This is a genomic window from Corynebacterium sp. KPL1995 (genome assembly GCF_000477935.1).
Classification (GTDB): Bacteria; Actinomycetota; Actinomycetes; order Mycobacteriales; family Mycobacteriaceae; genus Corynebacterium; species Corynebacterium pseudodiphtheriticum.
Genome location: NZ_KI515715.1, coordinates 172,828 through 187,114, shown reverse-complemented (window position 1 = coordinate 187,114; position 14,287 = coordinate 172,828). Strand labels below are relative to the sequence as shown.

Below are 14,287 nucleotides of genomic sequence, written 5' to 3'. Positions count from 1 at the left end.
TGACCAGCCGATGGAACCAAGTTTTCGCCGACCACCCCGTGATAACTTCCGGCAGTACAACCCGAATTACTCCGGGCCGGGAAATACTGGCCACACTGGCGGGATGATGCCGTACCTGTCGAACCAACCGGCCCGCCGCGGTGGTGGTGGTGGACCTGCGCGGCTAGGCGTCGGTCGGCGTTTACAAGCGGGCACATCCTATGCCGTGACCTATGTCGTCGTGATTTGGGCGGTGCACATCGTCAACCAGTATGTGCTCGGCGGATCGCTGCTGGCCTACGGTGTACACCCGCTGGATACCACAGCCTGGTGGACGGTGTTTACGGCGCCGCTGATTCACGGCAATTTCGCGCACTTGATTTCGAATACCATCCCAGGGGCATTATTCACTTTTGTGATTGCGGCCTCGGGCAAGCATGTATGGCTGAAATCGACGTTGATCATCACCCTGGTTGCAGGCATGGGCACGTGGCTGATTGGCGGCGTGGGTACGGTGCATATCGGTGCTTCCGGTGTGCTCTATGGCTGGTTTGCTTATTTGTTGGTACGCGGAATTTTCAATCGTAGTTTCACCCAGCTGGTTATCGGCCTAGTCATTGCCAGCGTGTACTCGGGATTAATCTGGGGAATCTTCCCGACGATGCCGGGCGTGTCCTGGCAGGCGCACCTGTGTGGATTCATCGGTGGCATCATTGCCGGATTCGTGGTGCGCAACACGAAATAGCCAGCGGCAGTGCACGTGTGGGCTCGAGCGCGCTCAGGCTGTCGTAAAGCGCAGGCATCGACAAGAATGAGCAACCTGATTTTTGTGCAGCCGCTAAACTACAACCCGTGAGCACAACCGAGACCACAGGCAAGAGCCCCGTACAGAACACGTTGTCTACGCCCATGAGCAACCGCACCCCGCGCCAGCTGGACCGGGAAGCACCGATCGGGATTTTCGACTCTGGCGTCGGCGGCTTGACGGTTGCGCGCACCATTATGGATCAGCTGCCGAATGAATCGGTGCTATATATAGGCGATACTGCGCATGGGCCTTACGGGCCTTTGCCTATTGCTCAGGTGCGCAGCCATGCCCAGCGGGTGGCTGATGAATTGGTGGAACGTGGTTGCAAAATGCTGGTTATTGCATGTAACACCGCCACCGCAGCTTTCCTGCACGATGCGCGTGAACGCTACGACGTGCCTGTGGTGGAGGTGATCCAGCCGGCTGTGCGGCGTGCGATGGCAACTACCCGAAACGGCAAGATCGGCGTCATTGGTACCGAAGGAACCGTGAAGTCTGGTGCCTACCAAGACATGTTTCGGCTTAATCCGGCGGTGACCGCGCAAGCGGTGGCGTGTCCGGCATTCGTGGATTTTGTGGAACGCGGCATTACCTCCGGGCGGCAGATTTTGGGGGTGGCGCAAGGCTATGTTGAACCGCTGCAGTCGGCGGGCGTCGACACGCTCGTGTTGGGCTGCACGCACTACCCGTTGTTGTCCGGAGTTTTGCAGTTGGCGATTGGCGAAAACGTCACCTTGGTTTCCTCGGCAGAAGAGACCGCGAAGGATGTTCTGCGGCATTTGACGGAATTGGATCTGTTGGCGACTGGGAAAAAACAACAACGTATTTTTGAATCTACGGGGGATCCAGAAAAATTCGCGGAGCTTTCCCAGCGCTTTTTAGGTTTGGGTGTGGGTGAAGTCACTCGATCTGCAACTGGCGTCGGCAAGGCTTAAACTATGGGGATTAGAAAATAAGTTGTTGGTGATTAACTGACAGCTGTGATGCAACTGGGATAGACATCATGAAACTCACAGTTCTTGGTTCCTCTGGATCGGTACCCTCGCCGGGCAACCCGGCTAGTGGCTATTTGCTGACGTTTAGTGATTCATCTGCGCCCTCGGTAGTAGTAGATTTCGGTTCTGGCGTGTTCGCTGCCCTGCAGGAGATTGCGGAACCCTCGGCGTGCCATTTAGTGATCAGCCATATGCATGCGGATCACTGCAGTGATTTTCCAGGGTTGATGGTTTGGCGACGTTTTCATCCCACTCGCAATGCGCACCGACGTCATCGCCTATTGGGTCCGAGCCATACGGTCACGCACCTGGGCCGGATGAGTGGGAATTTTCTGGACGAGGTAGATGATCTCTCAGATACTTTCGAGTTCACCGCTTTGCAACATGGTGTGCCGCAGGTTTTTGAGCAAGCTACGATCACCCCGTTTCGTACTGTGCACCCGACAGAGACGTTCGCATTGCGGATTGAAGATCACGTCAGTGGCAAGGTGATTGCCTATTCGGCTGATACTGCCTACACCGAGGACCTGGTGGAATGTGCACGTGGCGCAGAGTATTTCCTCTGCGAGGCTGCTTGGGGGGTGACCGCAGCCGATAAGATTTCTGGCATGCATATGTCTGGCGCTGATGCCGGGGTGCTGGCTTCGAAGGCCGGGGTGCGCAATTTGGTGCTGACGCATTTACAGCCCTGGGGCGATAGCGCTGCCACAGTGCGGGCAGCCGAGAATCATTTTTCCGGTCGGGTGCAAGTTGCACTGCCCGGTAATGAATACACAGTCTAAGCCAGCTGCACGCAGGTATGCTGGCAAGCATGTCTGATTTTCAGCGAGCTGATCAACGTGCCCTCGATGAACTCCGCCCGGTGCGCATCACCCGTGGTTTTACCTCCAACCCGGCTGGTTCCGTGTTGGTGGAATTCGGTAATACCCGCGTGATGTGTACAGCCTCAGTTTCAGAGGGTGTGCCGCGTTTCAAAAAATTCTCTGGCGAAGGTTGGCTGACTGCCGAATACGCCATGTTGCCTTCCGCTACCCACGAGCGCATGCCGCGCGAGTCCATGCGCGGCAAAGTTAAAGGCCGTACCCACGAGATTTCTCGCTTGGTGGGCCGTGCGCTGCGTGCCGCGGTGGATCTGGGCGAGTTGGGCGAAAACACCATCAACTTGGACTGCGATGTGCTGCAGGCTGATGGTGGTACCCGTACTGCCGCGATCACCGGCGCCTACGTGGCGCTTGCCGACGCCATCGCTGTGCTGCAAGAACAGGGAGTGGTGCCGGGCGAGCCGTTGCTGGATCCGATCGCTGCGATCTCCGTGGGCATCATCGACGGACACGTGTGCTTGGATCTGCCGTACGAGGAAGATTCTCGCGCGGAAGTTGACCTGAACGTGGTGATGGATGCGCACGGTGATTTCGTGGAAATCCAGGGCACTGGCGAAAATGGCGTCTTTGGCCGCGATGAGCTGGACGAGATGCTGGATGTGGCGCAAAAAGGTTGCTACGAGTTGATTGAGGCGCAGCGTGCCGCTTTGGCGAAGCCGCTGTCTGGCGGCGCTGCTGCGCAGGCAGGTGCTCATGATGGCGACCGGGGAGGCGATGCTTAGTGCAGATCCTGGTTGCATCGAATAATCCCAAGAAACTCGCTGAGTTGCGCAAGATTGTTGCCGAGGCTCCGGAGTTGGCTGATCTGGCCGACGTCGAGGTCATCGGCACCGCAGATGCCCCGGCTTACGAGGAACCGGTGGAAGACGGCCGCACTTTTGCAGATAACGCCCTGATCAAAGCCCGCGCCGGGGCGAAAAACACCGGCTTGGTCACCATCGCGGATGATTCCGGTTTGGCGGTTGACGAGCTTGCTGGGATGCCGGGCGTGTTGTCTGCGCGTTGGTGCGGTGAGCATGGCAATGATGCTGCGAATAATGCACTGCTCTTAGCGCAGCTTGCCGACGTCCCGGATGAGCGCCGCAGCTGTGCATTCGTGTCGGTGTGCGCGCTAGTTACTCCGGACGGAGCCGAACACGTGGTAGAAGGCCGCTGGGAAGGCCAGTTGTTGCGCAGCCCGCGTGGTGAAAATGGTTTCGGCTATGATCCGCTCTTCGTCCCGGAGGCAGAAATTGCCCAGGCTGGGGGCATCGAGCAGGCGCGCAGTTCCGCGCAGCTAAGCCCGGAAGAGAAAAATGCCGCCTCGCACCGGGGCAAGGCGTTGGCGCAGCTGGTGCCGACATTGGCCGAATTGCTGCGTTAAACAGTGACAGCTGCGAAAAACAGTGGCACTGGCGCTAGCCGGTGACTCACAGTTTCCTGACTGTTACCGGACAGTTACCGGACGTCGGCAAGCTGAAATTCGGTGGTAATTTCCTTGCGACGTTTGGCCTCCATCCAGAAGGAGAAAAACGGCACCACTCCGGATAAGGCAGTGCTGAGCCATTTCAGGGGCTCCCAGCGTGCCTTCAGCCCCAGGTTGATCACGCTGAGCACGAACCCGGCATAAACCCAACCGTGGGCGACGCCGATATAGCGGGCCCACACGGGGATCTCGAGGCCCAGGATGTATTCGCTGATCATGCGGCCGACCAAAAACAGCAAAAAGAAGCCGGTGATAAAGGCCAGCGCCGAGAAAATGGTTAGTGCGCTGCGCACGCGTTTTTGCCGCTCGGGGTGGATGGATTTCTGAGTACTCACTAGCTGTCCTTTTTCTGGGTTGGGTGCTGCTTACGTGCTTGCCGACGACGCGCTGCCGGGTCTGCCAGTTCGTTGAACGCCTCGACGTTGTCATTGCGTCGGGTGGGCAGGAAATCGTCGTCGATGGCAGTAACGGTTTGCTCTAGCTTGTGCCTGTCTGCGACATAAGGCTGGTTGCTTGTTTCGGGGTTGTTTTCTTCGGCCAGTTTCTCGTTTTCGTAGCGCAAAATCATGCGGTAGGCGAATACCGCGAAACCTGCGAACAAGGGCCATTGGAGTGCGTAACCGAGGTTTTGGAAGGTGCCGGAACCGGATTGGAATCGCGTCCATTGCCACCAGGCCAGCCCGAAGAAGCAGATGACGACGATAGCGAGCAGGACGAGGTGCCACCACCGCACGCGGATCGTGGCGCGTTTGTCATTCTGCGAGTCCTTCACGGCCTCAAGATTACCTAACTGGGGGCGAAAGTTGGCACTGGCGACGGTGTGCGCTAAACTATATTTTCGCAAGCGCCCGTGGCGGAATTGGCAGACGCGCTGGATTTAGGTTCCAGTGTCTTCGGACGTGTGAGTTCAAGTCTCACCGGGCGCACATTTTATACCCTCGCCACCAGGTTTTTTCCAGGTAAGCGAGGGTTTTTTGATTTCTGGTTTGGGTTCGTGAGGGCTCGTTCTCGGTCAAAAATGGGTCAAAAATGCCCGGGTTGAAGCCTACCGTGGTCGACGTAGCACAGCGATGAGGAAATCAGAGTCAGTATCGAATGGTTCGATGTTGAAGCTAGATAGCAGGAGGTCTTGGGCGAAACCAGCCGCAGTACACGATTCGAGGAATTCGCTGAAGCCCCAACCACGGCCAGCACCAAATGCTAGTACTGCGCGACCACCTGGCCGCAATGGCTCATAGAGATTCGCAATGGCGGTTTCCCGATCCGCTGGGTCAATGAAGCCGAGTACGTTACCGACGCTAAAGACGACGTCGAAGCTGCCGCGCATGTGCCCCAGCTCTGGCTGTTCGTACAACGTGGCAGAGCCTAGATCACCAACGTGCCATTCGGCGTCGGGGAAGTCGTGTTTGGCATGCTCAATCAGCACCGGGTCTAGGTCGATTCCGGCAACGGTGTGGCCGCGTGCGATCAGTGGCCCGCCGGCCCGGCCAGTACCGCAGCCTGCGTCGAGGATTTTGGCACTGCGTGGGCTCAATGCGTCGACGAAGCGGGCTTCGCCATCAATGTCTTTGCCTTCGGCGACGAAGCGTTTCCACCGGGCAGCGTAATTCTCAGAGTGTGACGGATTGTTGCGGGTGAGGTCATTCCAGGTAGGCATGGTTCCATTCTAGTTCGTCTGCGCGACCAAGTGGCCTGGCGCGGCGGGGATTCCAAGCGCCCGGCGCCAACGCGGCTGGTTCAAGAGCTCTGCGCGGCGGGGATGGTTACTGTGCGATCAACTTGTTTATCCATCGCACGACAATGGAAGGGGCAAACCTGGCGGCGTAGCGCATGACTAACGACGGTAGCCCGACTGAGTACATGATGCGATGCCGGGTTAACCTGTTGGCGGGGTGCACGGCTTGCCAAATTTTGTCCGCTACCTGTTCTGGTGTTAGATGCACGCCTAAGCGTTTAATGGATTCCGCGTTACCGCTGGCCAGCTTTGTTTTTGCCCAGAGCGGCATGATGTTGAGTACACGTATCTCGTCTTTTTCCCATTCCAGCTCCAGCGCTTGGCTGAAGCCTTGGACATAAAATTTAGATGCCGAATACGGGGCGATGTGCGGTTGTCCGTAGATCGAGGATGCTGAGCCCATGTTTATGAGATGAGCTCCCGGGGTCTTCTTTAGGTATTGGTGTGCTGCGCGCGCTCCCAGGGTGACACCGGTGCAGTTGATGCTTACTTGGGCTGCGATCAGGTCAGGGTCTTGCTCAGTGATATCGCCGAAGCCGATCACGCCGGCGTTGTTGTCCAGGACGGTTAGTGTTCCGTCGGTATGAGCGGTGAAATGCGCCAATGCCTCGTCCCATTGTTCGGCGTCGGTGACATCCAGGTGGCCGGTGATGAGTTGTGGATATTCGGATTGGAATTCCGCCAGGCGCTCGTCGTCAATGTCGTAGGCGCCGACGACCCATCCTGCGTCGAGGAATTTCGTGGCGACAGCTTTGCCAATTCCAGTTGCGCCGCCGGAGACAAAAATGCTGCGTGGGGTCACGCGAATAGGGTGCTGGCCGGTTGCTAGGTGTGGTTGCGTGGAGTTCATGCTCATAGGCTACGCCACAATTTCCGGGTATGTGTTGCATTTAACACTTGTTGGTGGTCCTTGGGAGGAGAGCGACCTTATCGTGGTTGTCGTCCTCAGGAGTGCTTGGGGTTACGTGCGCGAAGAAAATGCGTTTAAATGGGAAAGAAGCGCTCGCGGTGCTTCTGCTGATCTCAATCTGGGATGGCGACCTCCGAACACAGCAGACTTCCGAACACAGCAAACACAGCAACTGAAAGGACGCGCACATGATTTTGCTCTCTATGGTGGGGATTCTCCTCGTACTGCTGATTTTGGTAGCTACGTCCTCCATATTTACGGTGCAAACCCGGCAGGCGGCTGTCATCGAGCGCATGGGCAAATTCCACCATGTCGCGCACGCCGGGCTGAATATCAAAATCCCTTTTGTCGACCGGGTGCGGGATCGGATCTCGTTGCAGGTGCAGCAACTTGATGTGATGGTGGAGACGAAAACCCAGGACAACGTCTTTGTGCAAATCCCCGTCGCGGTGCAGTACCAAGTCGTGGAAGGTCGCGAGCGCGAGGCCTACTACCTGCTGTCTAACCACGAGCAGCAAATCATCGCGTATGTGCAAGATAATGTGCGTTCTTCGGTGGCTGGGATGAAGCTGGATGAGTCGTTTTCTTCCAAAGACGATATTGCCCGCAATGTGGCGGAATCCTTGCGCGACAACATGGCGGAATATGGTTGGCACTTTGTCAATACTCTGGTCACGGATATCCGCCCAGATTCCAAGGTGCGTGATTCCATGAACGCCATCAACGCCGCTCAGCGCGAGCGTGATGCTGCGGTCTCCCAGGCAGAGGCCGAAAAGATCCGTGTGGTCAAGGAAGCAGAAGGAGCTGCGGAGGCCCGTCGTTTGCAGGGGCGGGGTGTGGCGGACCAGCGTAAAGAAATTGTGGAAGGCATCGCTGCGCAGTATGAGCTGCTGCGTGAAGCTGGCATTGAGGAATCCCCGGAAGTGCTCATGTTGGTTTCGCAGTATTTGGACGCAATGGTCGATGTTGCTGGCAATGGGGGTTCGAATGTGATGTTTATGCCTAATAACCCAGGCGGCATGGGCGAGCTTTTCGACGGCATGCGCAATGTGTTGTACTCAACTCAGCTCAGCTCTAATAACAAGCCTGCGAACAAGAAAAAGGACTAACCCGTGCCTGACACGCCAGCACATTTTTCCCCTGAATTTTCCCCGAAATTCAGGTCTAGCCGGGAGATCTCTCGGATCGACGCCCAGCATATTTGGCACCCATATGCTGCACCTGGCGAGCCAACGAGGGTGGTTCGCTCGACCGACGGTTGCTATTTGGAGCTTGCCGACGCCGTCACCACCGCAGCACCCGGCCCAGCGGTGGAAGCTTCAGCCGATTCGGAAAGCACAGCACAACCAGATTCGCAGTGGGTGATCGACGGCATGAGTTCGTGGTGGGCTGCCTGCTTTGGTCATTCTCACCCGCGTTTGGTGGCGGCAGCGAAAAATCAGATTGATGCGATGAGTCACGTTATGTTCGGCGGCCTGACGCACCAACCAGCTGCGCAGCTAACAGAAAATTTGCTTGCGCTCACCGAAAACCGTTACCAGCAGGTGTTTTATTCGGATTCTGGGTCAGTTGCCGTGGAAGTTGCCATCAAAATGGCGCTGCAATACGCCCGTGGAGCGAGCCCAGCCGCAGATGGGGAAACCAGCCGCAACAAGCTGTTAACCTGGCGCTCTGGTTACCACGGCGACACTTTCCAAGCGATGAGCGTGTGCGATCCCGACGGCGGCATGCATTCCCTGTGGAACGGAACAGTAAAAGAACAAATTTTTGTGCCCGCGCCCCCCACGCGGGGTGCGAGCGCGCAAGAGCGAGAAGAATACCTGCAGCTGGTAGAAGACGCCATGAATGGCGAGGTTGCCGCGATGATCATCGAGCCGGTGGTGCAAGGAGCCGGGGGCATGCGTTTTCACGATCACGAACTACTCGTGGGCATTCGCGAATTGTGCAGCAAACACGGCATCGTGTTAATCGCCGATGAGATCGCCACCGGTTTTGGTCGTACTGGCGAGGTGTTTACCACCCATGCAGCGGGCATCACCCCGGATATTTTGTGCGTCGGCAAGGCTCTCACCGGTGGATTTATGTCCTTGGCAGCCACCTTGGCCACGAAAGAAGTCGCGGAGACTATGCAGCCTGCCGCGCTGATGCATGGCCCGACGTTCATGGCTAACCCGCTGGCTTGTGCAGTTGCCGCCGAGGCGACAGCAATGATTCGGGAAGGCGCGTGGCGCAGCGACGTAGCACGGATTGAATCAGCACTCGTCGCGGGGCTGCACCCATTACGCGACAAGCCTGGCGTGGCTGATGTCCGGGTGCTCGGTGCGATCGGTGTAGTGGAAATGGATGCGGACGTCGACATGGCGCAAGCAACTGCCGCTGCACTGTCTGCTGGGGTGTGGCTTCGCCCCTTCGGACGCCTGGTTTATACCATGCCACCGTATATCTGCAACGATGATGAGCTGATTGCCATTTGCCAAGCCATCGCACGCATTGTTGAAGTCTGCGGTACCCATGGCACCCGCGGCATCCGCGACACCGAGGCGCGAACAACTCAGCTGACGGAAACAACGACAGCAACCACATCAAGTACACGGACCACAGCAACCGCACCAACCACGCCGGAGGAAACCGCATGATCATTACCGGTACTGGAACCGGAGTGGGCAAAACCATCGCAGCCGCCACGCTCGGATGGGCTTGGCAGCAACCGGTGCTGAAGCCACTACAAACTGGTGACGACGATGACGCCGCCGTGGTCACCAAACTCACGGGCATTGCCGGTGACGTGTACCGGCGTTACCCAGACCCACTGGCACCAAACCTGGCAGCCAAGCGCGCCGGGCTCACGCAGGCAGACCGCGACGCAGTGGGCCAGTGGATCTCTGATTTCCGCGCGGAACACGGAATTTGTTTAGTGGAAGGCGCTGGAGGTTTGTTAGTGCGCTTAGGCACTGACCGCAATGGGCGGGAGTTTAGTGTGCTGGATCTGGCCAAAGATCTTGGGGAAAAGTTGGTGGTGGTGACGAGCACCGGCTTGGGCAGCTTGAACATGGCTGAGTTGACGGTGCGCACCGCAGAAGCCGCCGGGGTGGAAGTCGCCGGGTTGATTGGTGGGAGCATGCCGGAGCAGCCAGATTTGGCAACGGAATTGAACGTGCAAGAATTGCCGCGGGTAACGGGCAAGCAATTGTGGTTTAGCCTGCCGGAAGCAATGGGGGAGTGCTCCCCAGAAGAGTTTCGCGAGCGCGTCGACAAGCTGGGGGTTCCGGCGTTTCATACGGTAGCCGGGCTACCAATGTTGGGGATGTAAAACAGTGCAGATTTCCATTGGGACGGACCTGGTTCATGTGCCCGGATTGCGTGAGCAATTAGAGATCCCTGGTTCACGTTTCCGTCGTGTATTCAGTGATTTTGAGTGGCGTAGCGCCCAGGCCAGCGCTCACGGGCAGTATGTGCACTTGGCGGGGCGGTGGGCCGCGAAAGAGGCTTTTTTGAAGGCCTGGGCGCAGGCTCGTTATGGCAGCGCGCCGTGGTTGCGGGAAGAAGACATCGATTGGTCGGCAATCACGGTGCGCCCGGACCGCTGGGGCAGGTTAGCACTGGATTTCGCCCCGGATTTGGCGCATGAGATCACGGCAGCGATCGGGCAATTTCAGCACAGCATCAGTATCAGCCACGATGGTGATTACGCCACCGCGAGCTGCGTGCTCTATTACTAGCGTAAAACTCGTGTTTGCCCAGCGATTATTAGCAGCGCTATAGAGTGGCCACGCTGAATAGGTAGGCGACCAGCATCCGTTTGGTTTCGTCGACGGTGCGGGAAAAAGCTTTGGCATCGTCGCTTTGTACACCAAAATTCATCAGGGAGACCACGGTGTGCACGAGCAGCCCGGCCATCTCATGGCGGGCCGTTTCCCCCATTTCTGGTGCCAGCGGGCGCAGGGCTTGTGCGATAATCGTCAGCATTTCTTGCTGGGTATCCGCGGCTGTGGCACGCGTAGCCGGCGTGGACTGGATGGCGTGCCAGACAGCACGGCGGGAGGGATCTTCACTCCACATATGTGCGAGGTGGTCAATGAAACCTTCCAACACCTCGGGCCATTGTGGAGCGGGGATTTGTGCAGAAAATGATTGCAGAGCACCAACGGTTTCTGCGGTGTCGACGCGATCAAGTTCGCAGATCATTGCGTATTTATTGGCAAAGAATTGGTAGATCGTGCCGATGGGTACCTCGGCACGGCGGGCGACTTCATCGAAAGTGAAGGACTCGAAACCGACGTCGACAAGCACAGCCCGTGCGGCCTGCAAAATGCGATGGAAACGCTCCCGGCTGCGTGCTTGCGACGGCCGACGCCGTGGCACCAGAATCTCTGACATCGGCTTCTACGCCCTGACTTGTCTACTACGTGAGTTTTTAGTGTTTGCTTAACAGAACCAGCGATGTGGCGCCGTTCAGCTTTCTAGCTCTGGCAAATCACGCACTACGCGCGCAACGTGGCCCGTGGCCTTGACGTTGTACTGAGCGAGTGCCACAGCACCGTTGTTGATGAGGAAGGTGGAACGGATAACGCCCTGCACCTTCTTGCCGTAGTTGTTTTTCTCGCCGAAAGCGCCGTAGGCTTCCATGACTTTCTTGTCGACGTCGGAAAGCAACGGAAAATTCAGGTCGTGGTCTTTTTTAAACTGCGCGAGTTTTTCTGGCTTGTCCGGTGAAATACCAACGACGTCGATGCCCAGATCATTGAGCTGGCTCAAGGAGTCGCGGAAATCGCAGGCTTGTTTTGTACAACCTGGGGTATTGGCCTTGGGGTAGAAATAGACCAGTACGCGCGAGTAATCCGATAGTTTCGTGGTGCCGCCCTCGTCGTTAGGCAGCTCGAAATCGGGTGCAGCATCTCCTACGCCAAGTTGAATATTGCTCATACCTAACACCATACCGGCTTGGCAGGCCGCCGGGTAGGCGTGCAAGGGTAGTCTGACGTAGACTAGCTAACACAATTGCCAGGAAACTGTGAGCGTCGCACCGGTGTTGTGAACCGGCGTATCGCACCGGCTCAGTGAACCGGTGCGGCGAACTGGGGCAGTGAACCAGCGCAGTGAATAAAACGTTGTGAATAAAACGCAGTGAATAATTAGGAGAGTCCACGTGGCACGGAAAATTGACGATATTCAGCGTGACATTGAACGCACCCGTAAGCAGCTGGCGGGAACGCTTGACGAGCTTGCGCAGCGCACCAAACCTGGCAACTTAGTCAACGATGCCAAGTCCAACCTCCTGGAAAAGCTGCAAGACCCGCAGGTGCAGAAGATCTTGGCTGGTGTGGGCGCCGTTGTGGCTGCTGGCATCGCATTCAACGTGTTCAAGGGGCGTCAGCGCAAGAATGACATTCAAGAGCTCAAGCGCATGATTGTGGAACACGACGTATAAAACCTTAGGTTTTATCCGTCGCGTTGGTGAAAATCGGCGTTAGTCGATGATTTCTGCACCCGCGTTGCGCATCTCTTCGATAGCGCTGCGTTCTGTGTCTTCCGCTACCGGTGAACACAGCTCACGTAGCACGCGCACGCGGGCTTTTGTCTGTGTGCAGGCATCCAGTACCGTTGCGCGTACGCAATAATCCGTGGCAATACCGACGACGTCGACCTGCGCGATGTCACGTTCGTTCAGCCAATCGGCCAACCCGGTGCCACTAGCGCTCGTAGCCGCAAAACCGGAATACGCCGCGGTGTATTCGCCTTTGCGGAAGGTCTCGTCGAATTTCATCTCCGCTACTGCCGGGTGCAACTGTGCGCCATGGGAATCCGCCACGCAGTGCACCGGCCAGGTAGTAGTGAAATTCGGTTCTTCGCCTTCTGGGGCAAAATGCGAGCCTGGAGCAATGTGCCAGTCCATGGTCGCTACGACATAGTCATAATCGTCGGTGGCCAGTGTGCCAATGTGCTCGGCGACTTCATTGCCCCGCGCAGTACCCAAAGAACCGCCTGGACAGAAGTCATTTTGCACGTCCACCACTATCAGGGCAGTGCGGTTTTGCTTAGTGTTGTTGCTCATAGTTTCTCAGTCTAGTATTCCCCGGGTGTTTGCCCGCCTGTAGTGGGGCGTATTCTGGCACGAGATTTTTGCTGATTCAGTAGATTTAATTTATCCAGGAGAGTGATTGTGAAAGCACCAATTTCTTCCTACCTCGACACCATCCTGGACGAGGTTCGCTACCAAGACGCCGGTTCTAATGCCGACTATATTCCTGAACTGGCGAATAAAGATCCAAATTCCTTGGGTGCGGCGATGTGTACCACCTCAGGGCATATCTATAGCGCCGGTGATGCCGAGGTGGAATTCAGCATCCAATCGATCTCTAAGCCGTTTATTTATGCGATGGCTGTGCAAGAGCATGGCATCGACGTGGTCAGTGAGATCGTCGGCATGGAACCGTCGGGTGAAGCGTTCAATGAGCTTTCCCTGGACCGGGAAGGCCACCGCCCGGTAAACCCGATGATCAACGCGGGCGCGATTGCCGTGACCCAGTTGATCGGCGGGACTGGCGCTACGGTGGAAGACCGGATTGAAATGATCCGCGCGTTCTTGTCTGAGATGGCCTGCCGCCAGCTGCGGGTGGACTATGATCTCTGCGATTCCGAGCTGCAATACGCTGACCGTAACTTGTCATTGGCACACATGCTGCGCAATTACGACATTATTCAGGACGACGCCCACGATGCTGTCGTTAGTTACACCGCGCAATGCTCGGTCATGGTGACGACCCGCGATTTGGCCTTCATGTCCGCAGTGTTAGCCAATGGTGGCGTGCATCCGCTGAACGGCAAGCGTGTCCTGGAGCCAGATGTTTGCCGCTTAACCTTGGCTGTGATGAGTTCAGCGGGAATGTACGACCAGGCTGGGCGTTGGATGGCGCATGTGGGCATTCCCGCAAAATCTGGTGTTTCGGGTGGTTTGCTGGGTACTTTGCCTGGGCAGTTGGGTTTTGCCTCATATTCTCCGCGCTTGAATGAATACGGTAATTCTGTTCGTGGCGTCCGTATTTTCAAACTGCTTTCGAAAGACATGGGCTTGCACTTGATGGCAGCGGATGACCGCGCCGGAGTGGATGCGGTGCGCTCGATCGTGACCTACCAGGAAGACACCGTCGTCACGTTGCAGGGCATGATTAACTTCAACTCTGCAGAATCCATCTTGTACGAGTTGTCGCAGCACGAGATTTCCGGGGACCACGTTATTTTCGATATGACGCGCGTGTCGGGTATTCGCCGCATGGGCCGGTTCTTGCTCAAAGAAGGTATGCACCTGCTGGAAGAAAAAGGTTTCCGAATCTCGATTGTGGACCCAGACGATCATGTGCCGGATTACCGCACGGTGGATGGCACGGAGATTCATGTCAATGAGCAGGAATCCGCGCCGTTTGCTACTGAGCGGGAAGACGATCGCTATCATGACGACGATTGCCCGGACCCAGACGAAGGACCGCAGCCTCCCGCCTGGGAAGATTGATGTGTGC

Annotated in this window: 18 protein-coding genes and 1 tRNA gene; 12 read left to right on the top strand and 7 right to left on the bottom strand. The window is 56.9% G+C overall.

The window, feature by feature from the left end; genetic code table 11:
• Positions 1-10: 10 nt before the first annotated feature.
• The 5 genes from HMPREF1292_RS00840 (at position 11) to HMPREF1292_RS00820 (ending at position 4,026) form a co-directional block, all read left to right on the top strand.
• Positions 11-724: a rhomboid family intramembrane serine protease gene (locus HMPREF1292_RS00840; RefSeq protein ID WP_023018328.1), complete on the top strand. Its 714-nt coding sequence runs from the start codon at positions 11-13 to the stop codon at positions 722-724.
• 164 nt (positions 725-888) lie between these two features.
• On the top strand, positions 889-1,722 hold the full coding sequence (gene murI / locus HMPREF1292_RS00835; protein ID WP_021354064.1) for a glutamate racemase: 834 nt from the start codon (positions 889-891) through the stop codon (positions 1,720-1,722).
• Positions 1,723-1,790: 68 nt separating this feature from the next.
• Positions 1,791-2,564, top strand: a complete 774-nt coding sequence (locus tag HMPREF1292_RS00830) for an MBL fold metallo-hydrolase (protein WP_021354065.1) — start codon at positions 1,791-1,793, stop codon at positions 2,562-2,564.
• Positions 2,565-2,593: 29 nt separating this feature from the next.
• Positions 2,594-3,385, top strand: a complete 792-nt coding sequence (gene rph, locus HMPREF1292_RS00825) for a ribonuclease PH (RefSeq protein ID WP_023018327.1) — start codon at positions 2,594-2,596, stop codon at positions 3,383-3,385.
• Positions 3,385-4,026: a non-canonical purine NTP pyrophosphatase gene (locus HMPREF1292_RS00820; RefSeq protein ID WP_023018326.1), complete on the top strand. Its 642-nt coding sequence runs from the start codon at positions 3,385-3,387 to the stop codon at positions 4,024-4,026. The genes rph and HMPREF1292_RS00820 overlap by 1 nt, the downstream gene beginning before the upstream one ends.
• Before the next feature lie 74 nt (positions 4,027-4,100).
• Here the strand turns inward: HMPREF1292_RS00820 and HMPREF1292_RS00815 are convergent, their stop codons facing one another.
• The gene (locus tag HMPREF1292_RS00815; protein ID WP_021354068.1) at positions 4,101-4,463 is read right to left on the bottom strand and encodes a DUF3817 domain-containing protein; all 363 of its coding nucleotides are present in this window, start codon (positions 4,461-4,463) and stop codon (positions 4,101-4,103) included.
• Positions 4,463-4,900 carry a hypothetical protein gene (locus tag HMPREF1292_RS00810; protein ID WP_023018325.1) on the bottom strand — a complete coding sequence of 146 codons (438 nt, stop codon included), beginning with the start codon at positions 4,898-4,900 and terminating at the stop codon, positions 4,463-4,465. The genes HMPREF1292_RS00815 and HMPREF1292_RS00810 overlap by 1 nt, the downstream gene beginning before the upstream one ends.
• 72 nt (positions 4,901-4,972) lie before the next feature.
• Here HMPREF1292_RS00810 and HMPREF1292_RS00805 point away from each other — a divergent pair.
• Positions 4,973-5,054: transfer RNA gene (locus HMPREF1292_RS00805), tRNA-Leu, on the top strand.
• 119 nt (positions 5,055-5,173) lie between these two features.
• On the opposite strand, the gene HMPREF1292_RS00800 is transcribed toward HMPREF1292_RS00805, so the two are convergent.
• Together HMPREF1292_RS00800 and HMPREF1292_RS00795 are read right to left on the bottom strand one after the other, a co-directional pair.
• A complete protein-coding gene (locus HMPREF1292_RS00800) occupies positions 5,174-5,785 on the bottom strand; it encodes a class I SAM-dependent methyltransferase (protein WP_021354069.1) in 612 nt (203 codons plus the stop codon).
• A gap of 106 nt (positions 5,786-5,891) precedes the next feature.
• A complete protein-coding gene (locus HMPREF1292_RS00795) occupies positions 5,892-6,713 on the bottom strand; it encodes an SDR family oxidoreductase (RefSeq protein ID WP_051137410.1) in 822 nt (273 codons plus the stop codon).
• Between the two features lie 248 nt (positions 6,714-6,961).
• On the opposite strand from HMPREF1292_RS00795, the gene HMPREF1292_RS00790 reads away from it, so the two are divergent.
• The 4 genes from HMPREF1292_RS00790 to HMPREF1292_RS00775 are packed head-to-tail and all read left to right on the top strand — an operon-like array spanning position 6,962 to position 10,492.
• The gene (locus tag HMPREF1292_RS00790) at positions 6,962-7,882 is read left to right on the top strand and encodes an SPFH domain-containing protein (protein ID WP_023018323.1); all 921 of its coding nucleotides are present in this window, start codon (positions 6,962-6,964) and stop codon (positions 7,880-7,882) included.
• A gap of 3 nt (positions 7,883-7,885) precedes the next feature.
• Positions 7,886-9,409, top strand: a complete 1,524-nt coding sequence (locus tag HMPREF1292_RS00785; protein ID WP_023018322.1) for an adenosylmethionine--8-amino-7-oxononanoate transaminase — start codon at positions 7,886-7,888, stop codon at positions 9,407-9,409.
• Complete coding sequence (gene bioD, locus HMPREF1292_RS00780) at positions 9,406-10,083, top strand: ATP-dependent dethiobiotin synthetase BioD (protein ID WP_023018321.1); 678 nt, start codon at positions 9,406-9,408, stop codon at positions 10,081-10,083. The genes HMPREF1292_RS00785 and bioD overlap by 4 nt, the downstream gene beginning before the upstream one ends.
• A gap of 4 nt (positions 10,084-10,087) precedes the next feature.
• Complete coding sequence (locus HMPREF1292_RS00775; RefSeq protein ID WP_023018320.1) at positions 10,088-10,492, top strand: holo-ACP synthase; 405 nt, start codon at positions 10,088-10,090, stop codon at positions 10,490-10,492.
• Between the two features lie 37 nt (positions 10,493-10,529).
• Here HMPREF1292_RS00775 and HMPREF1292_RS00770 read toward each other — a convergent pair whose 3' ends face one another.
• Positions 10,530-11,150: a TetR/AcrR family transcriptional regulator gene (locus HMPREF1292_RS00770; RefSeq protein ID WP_023018319.1), complete on the bottom strand. Its 621-nt coding sequence runs from the start codon at positions 11,148-11,150 to the stop codon at positions 10,530-10,532.
• Between the two features lie 75 nt (positions 11,151-11,225).
• Positions 11,226-11,696, bottom strand: coding sequence for a thioredoxin-dependent thiol peroxidase (gene bcp, locus HMPREF1292_RS00765; protein WP_027018040.1), 471 nt, complete (start codon positions 11,694-11,696; stop codon positions 11,226-11,228).
• A gap of 223 nt (positions 11,697-11,919) precedes the next feature.
• Between bcp and HMPREF1292_RS00760 the strand changes: the two genes are divergently transcribed.
• Positions 11,920-12,201, top strand: coding sequence for a DUF3618 domain-containing protein (locus tag HMPREF1292_RS00760; protein WP_021354079.1), 282 nt, complete (start codon positions 11,920-11,922; stop codon positions 12,199-12,201).
• 39 nt (positions 12,202-12,240) lie between these two features.
• Here the strand turns inward: HMPREF1292_RS00760 and HMPREF1292_RS00755 are convergent, their stop codons facing one another.
• Positions 12,241-12,825: a nicotinamidase gene (locus HMPREF1292_RS00755; protein ID WP_023018317.1), complete on the bottom strand. Its 585-nt coding sequence runs from the start codon at positions 12,823-12,825 to the stop codon at positions 12,241-12,243.
• Between the two features lie 108 nt (positions 12,826-12,933).
• Here HMPREF1292_RS00755 and HMPREF1292_RS00750 point away from each other — a divergent pair, with 108 nt between their 5' ends.
• Positions 12,934-14,280, top strand: coding sequence for a glutaminase (locus HMPREF1292_RS00750; protein WP_023018316.1), 1,347 nt, complete (start codon positions 12,934-12,936; stop codon positions 14,278-14,280).
• The last annotated feature ends 7 nt before the right edge of the window (positions 14,281-14,287 follow it).

Excerpts from the sequence above, each read along its gene's own strand:
- HMPREF1292_RS00840 (WP_023018328.1), top strand. The coding sequence starts at position 11 with ATGGAACCAAGTTTTCGCCGACCACCCCGTGATAACTTCCGGCAGTAC.
- murI (WP_021354064.1), top strand. The coding sequence starts at position 889 with ATGAGCAACCGCACCCCGCGCCAGCTGGACCGGGAAGCACCGATCGGG.
- HMPREF1292_RS00830 (WP_021354065.1), top strand. The coding sequence starts at position 1,791 with ATGAAACTCACAGTTCTTGGTTCCTCTGGATCGGTACCCTCGCCGGGC.
- rph (WP_023018327.1), top strand. The coding sequence starts at position 2,594 with ATGTCTGATTTTCAGCGAGCTGATCAACGTGCCCTCGATGAACTCCGC.
- HMPREF1292_RS00800 (WP_021354069.1), bottom strand. The coding sequence starts at position 5,785 with ATGCCTACCTGGAATGACCTCACCCGCAACAATCCGTCACACTCTGAG.
- HMPREF1292_RS00795 (WP_051137410.1), bottom strand. The coding sequence starts at position 6,713 with ATGAACTCCACGCAACCACACCTAGCAACCGGCCAGCACCCTATTCGC.
- HMPREF1292_RS00790 (WP_023018323.1), top strand. The coding sequence starts at position 6,962 with ATGATTTTGCTCTCTATGGTGGGGATTCTCCTCGTACTGCTGATTTTG.
- bioD (WP_023018321.1), top strand. The coding sequence starts at position 9,406 with ATGATCATTACCGGTACTGGAACCGGAGTGGGCAAAACCATCGCAGCC.
- HMPREF1292_RS00770 (WP_023018319.1), bottom strand. The coding sequence starts at position 11,150 with ATGTCAGAGATTCTGGTGCCACGGCGTCGGCCGTCGCAAGCACGCAGC.
- bcp (WP_027018040.1), bottom strand. The coding sequence starts at position 11,696 with ATGAGCAATATTCAACTTGGCGTAGGAGATGCTGCACCCGATTTCGAG.
- HMPREF1292_RS00755 (WP_023018317.1), bottom strand. The coding sequence starts at position 12,825 with ATGAGCAACAACACTAAGCAAAACCGCACTGCCCTGATAGTGGTGGAC.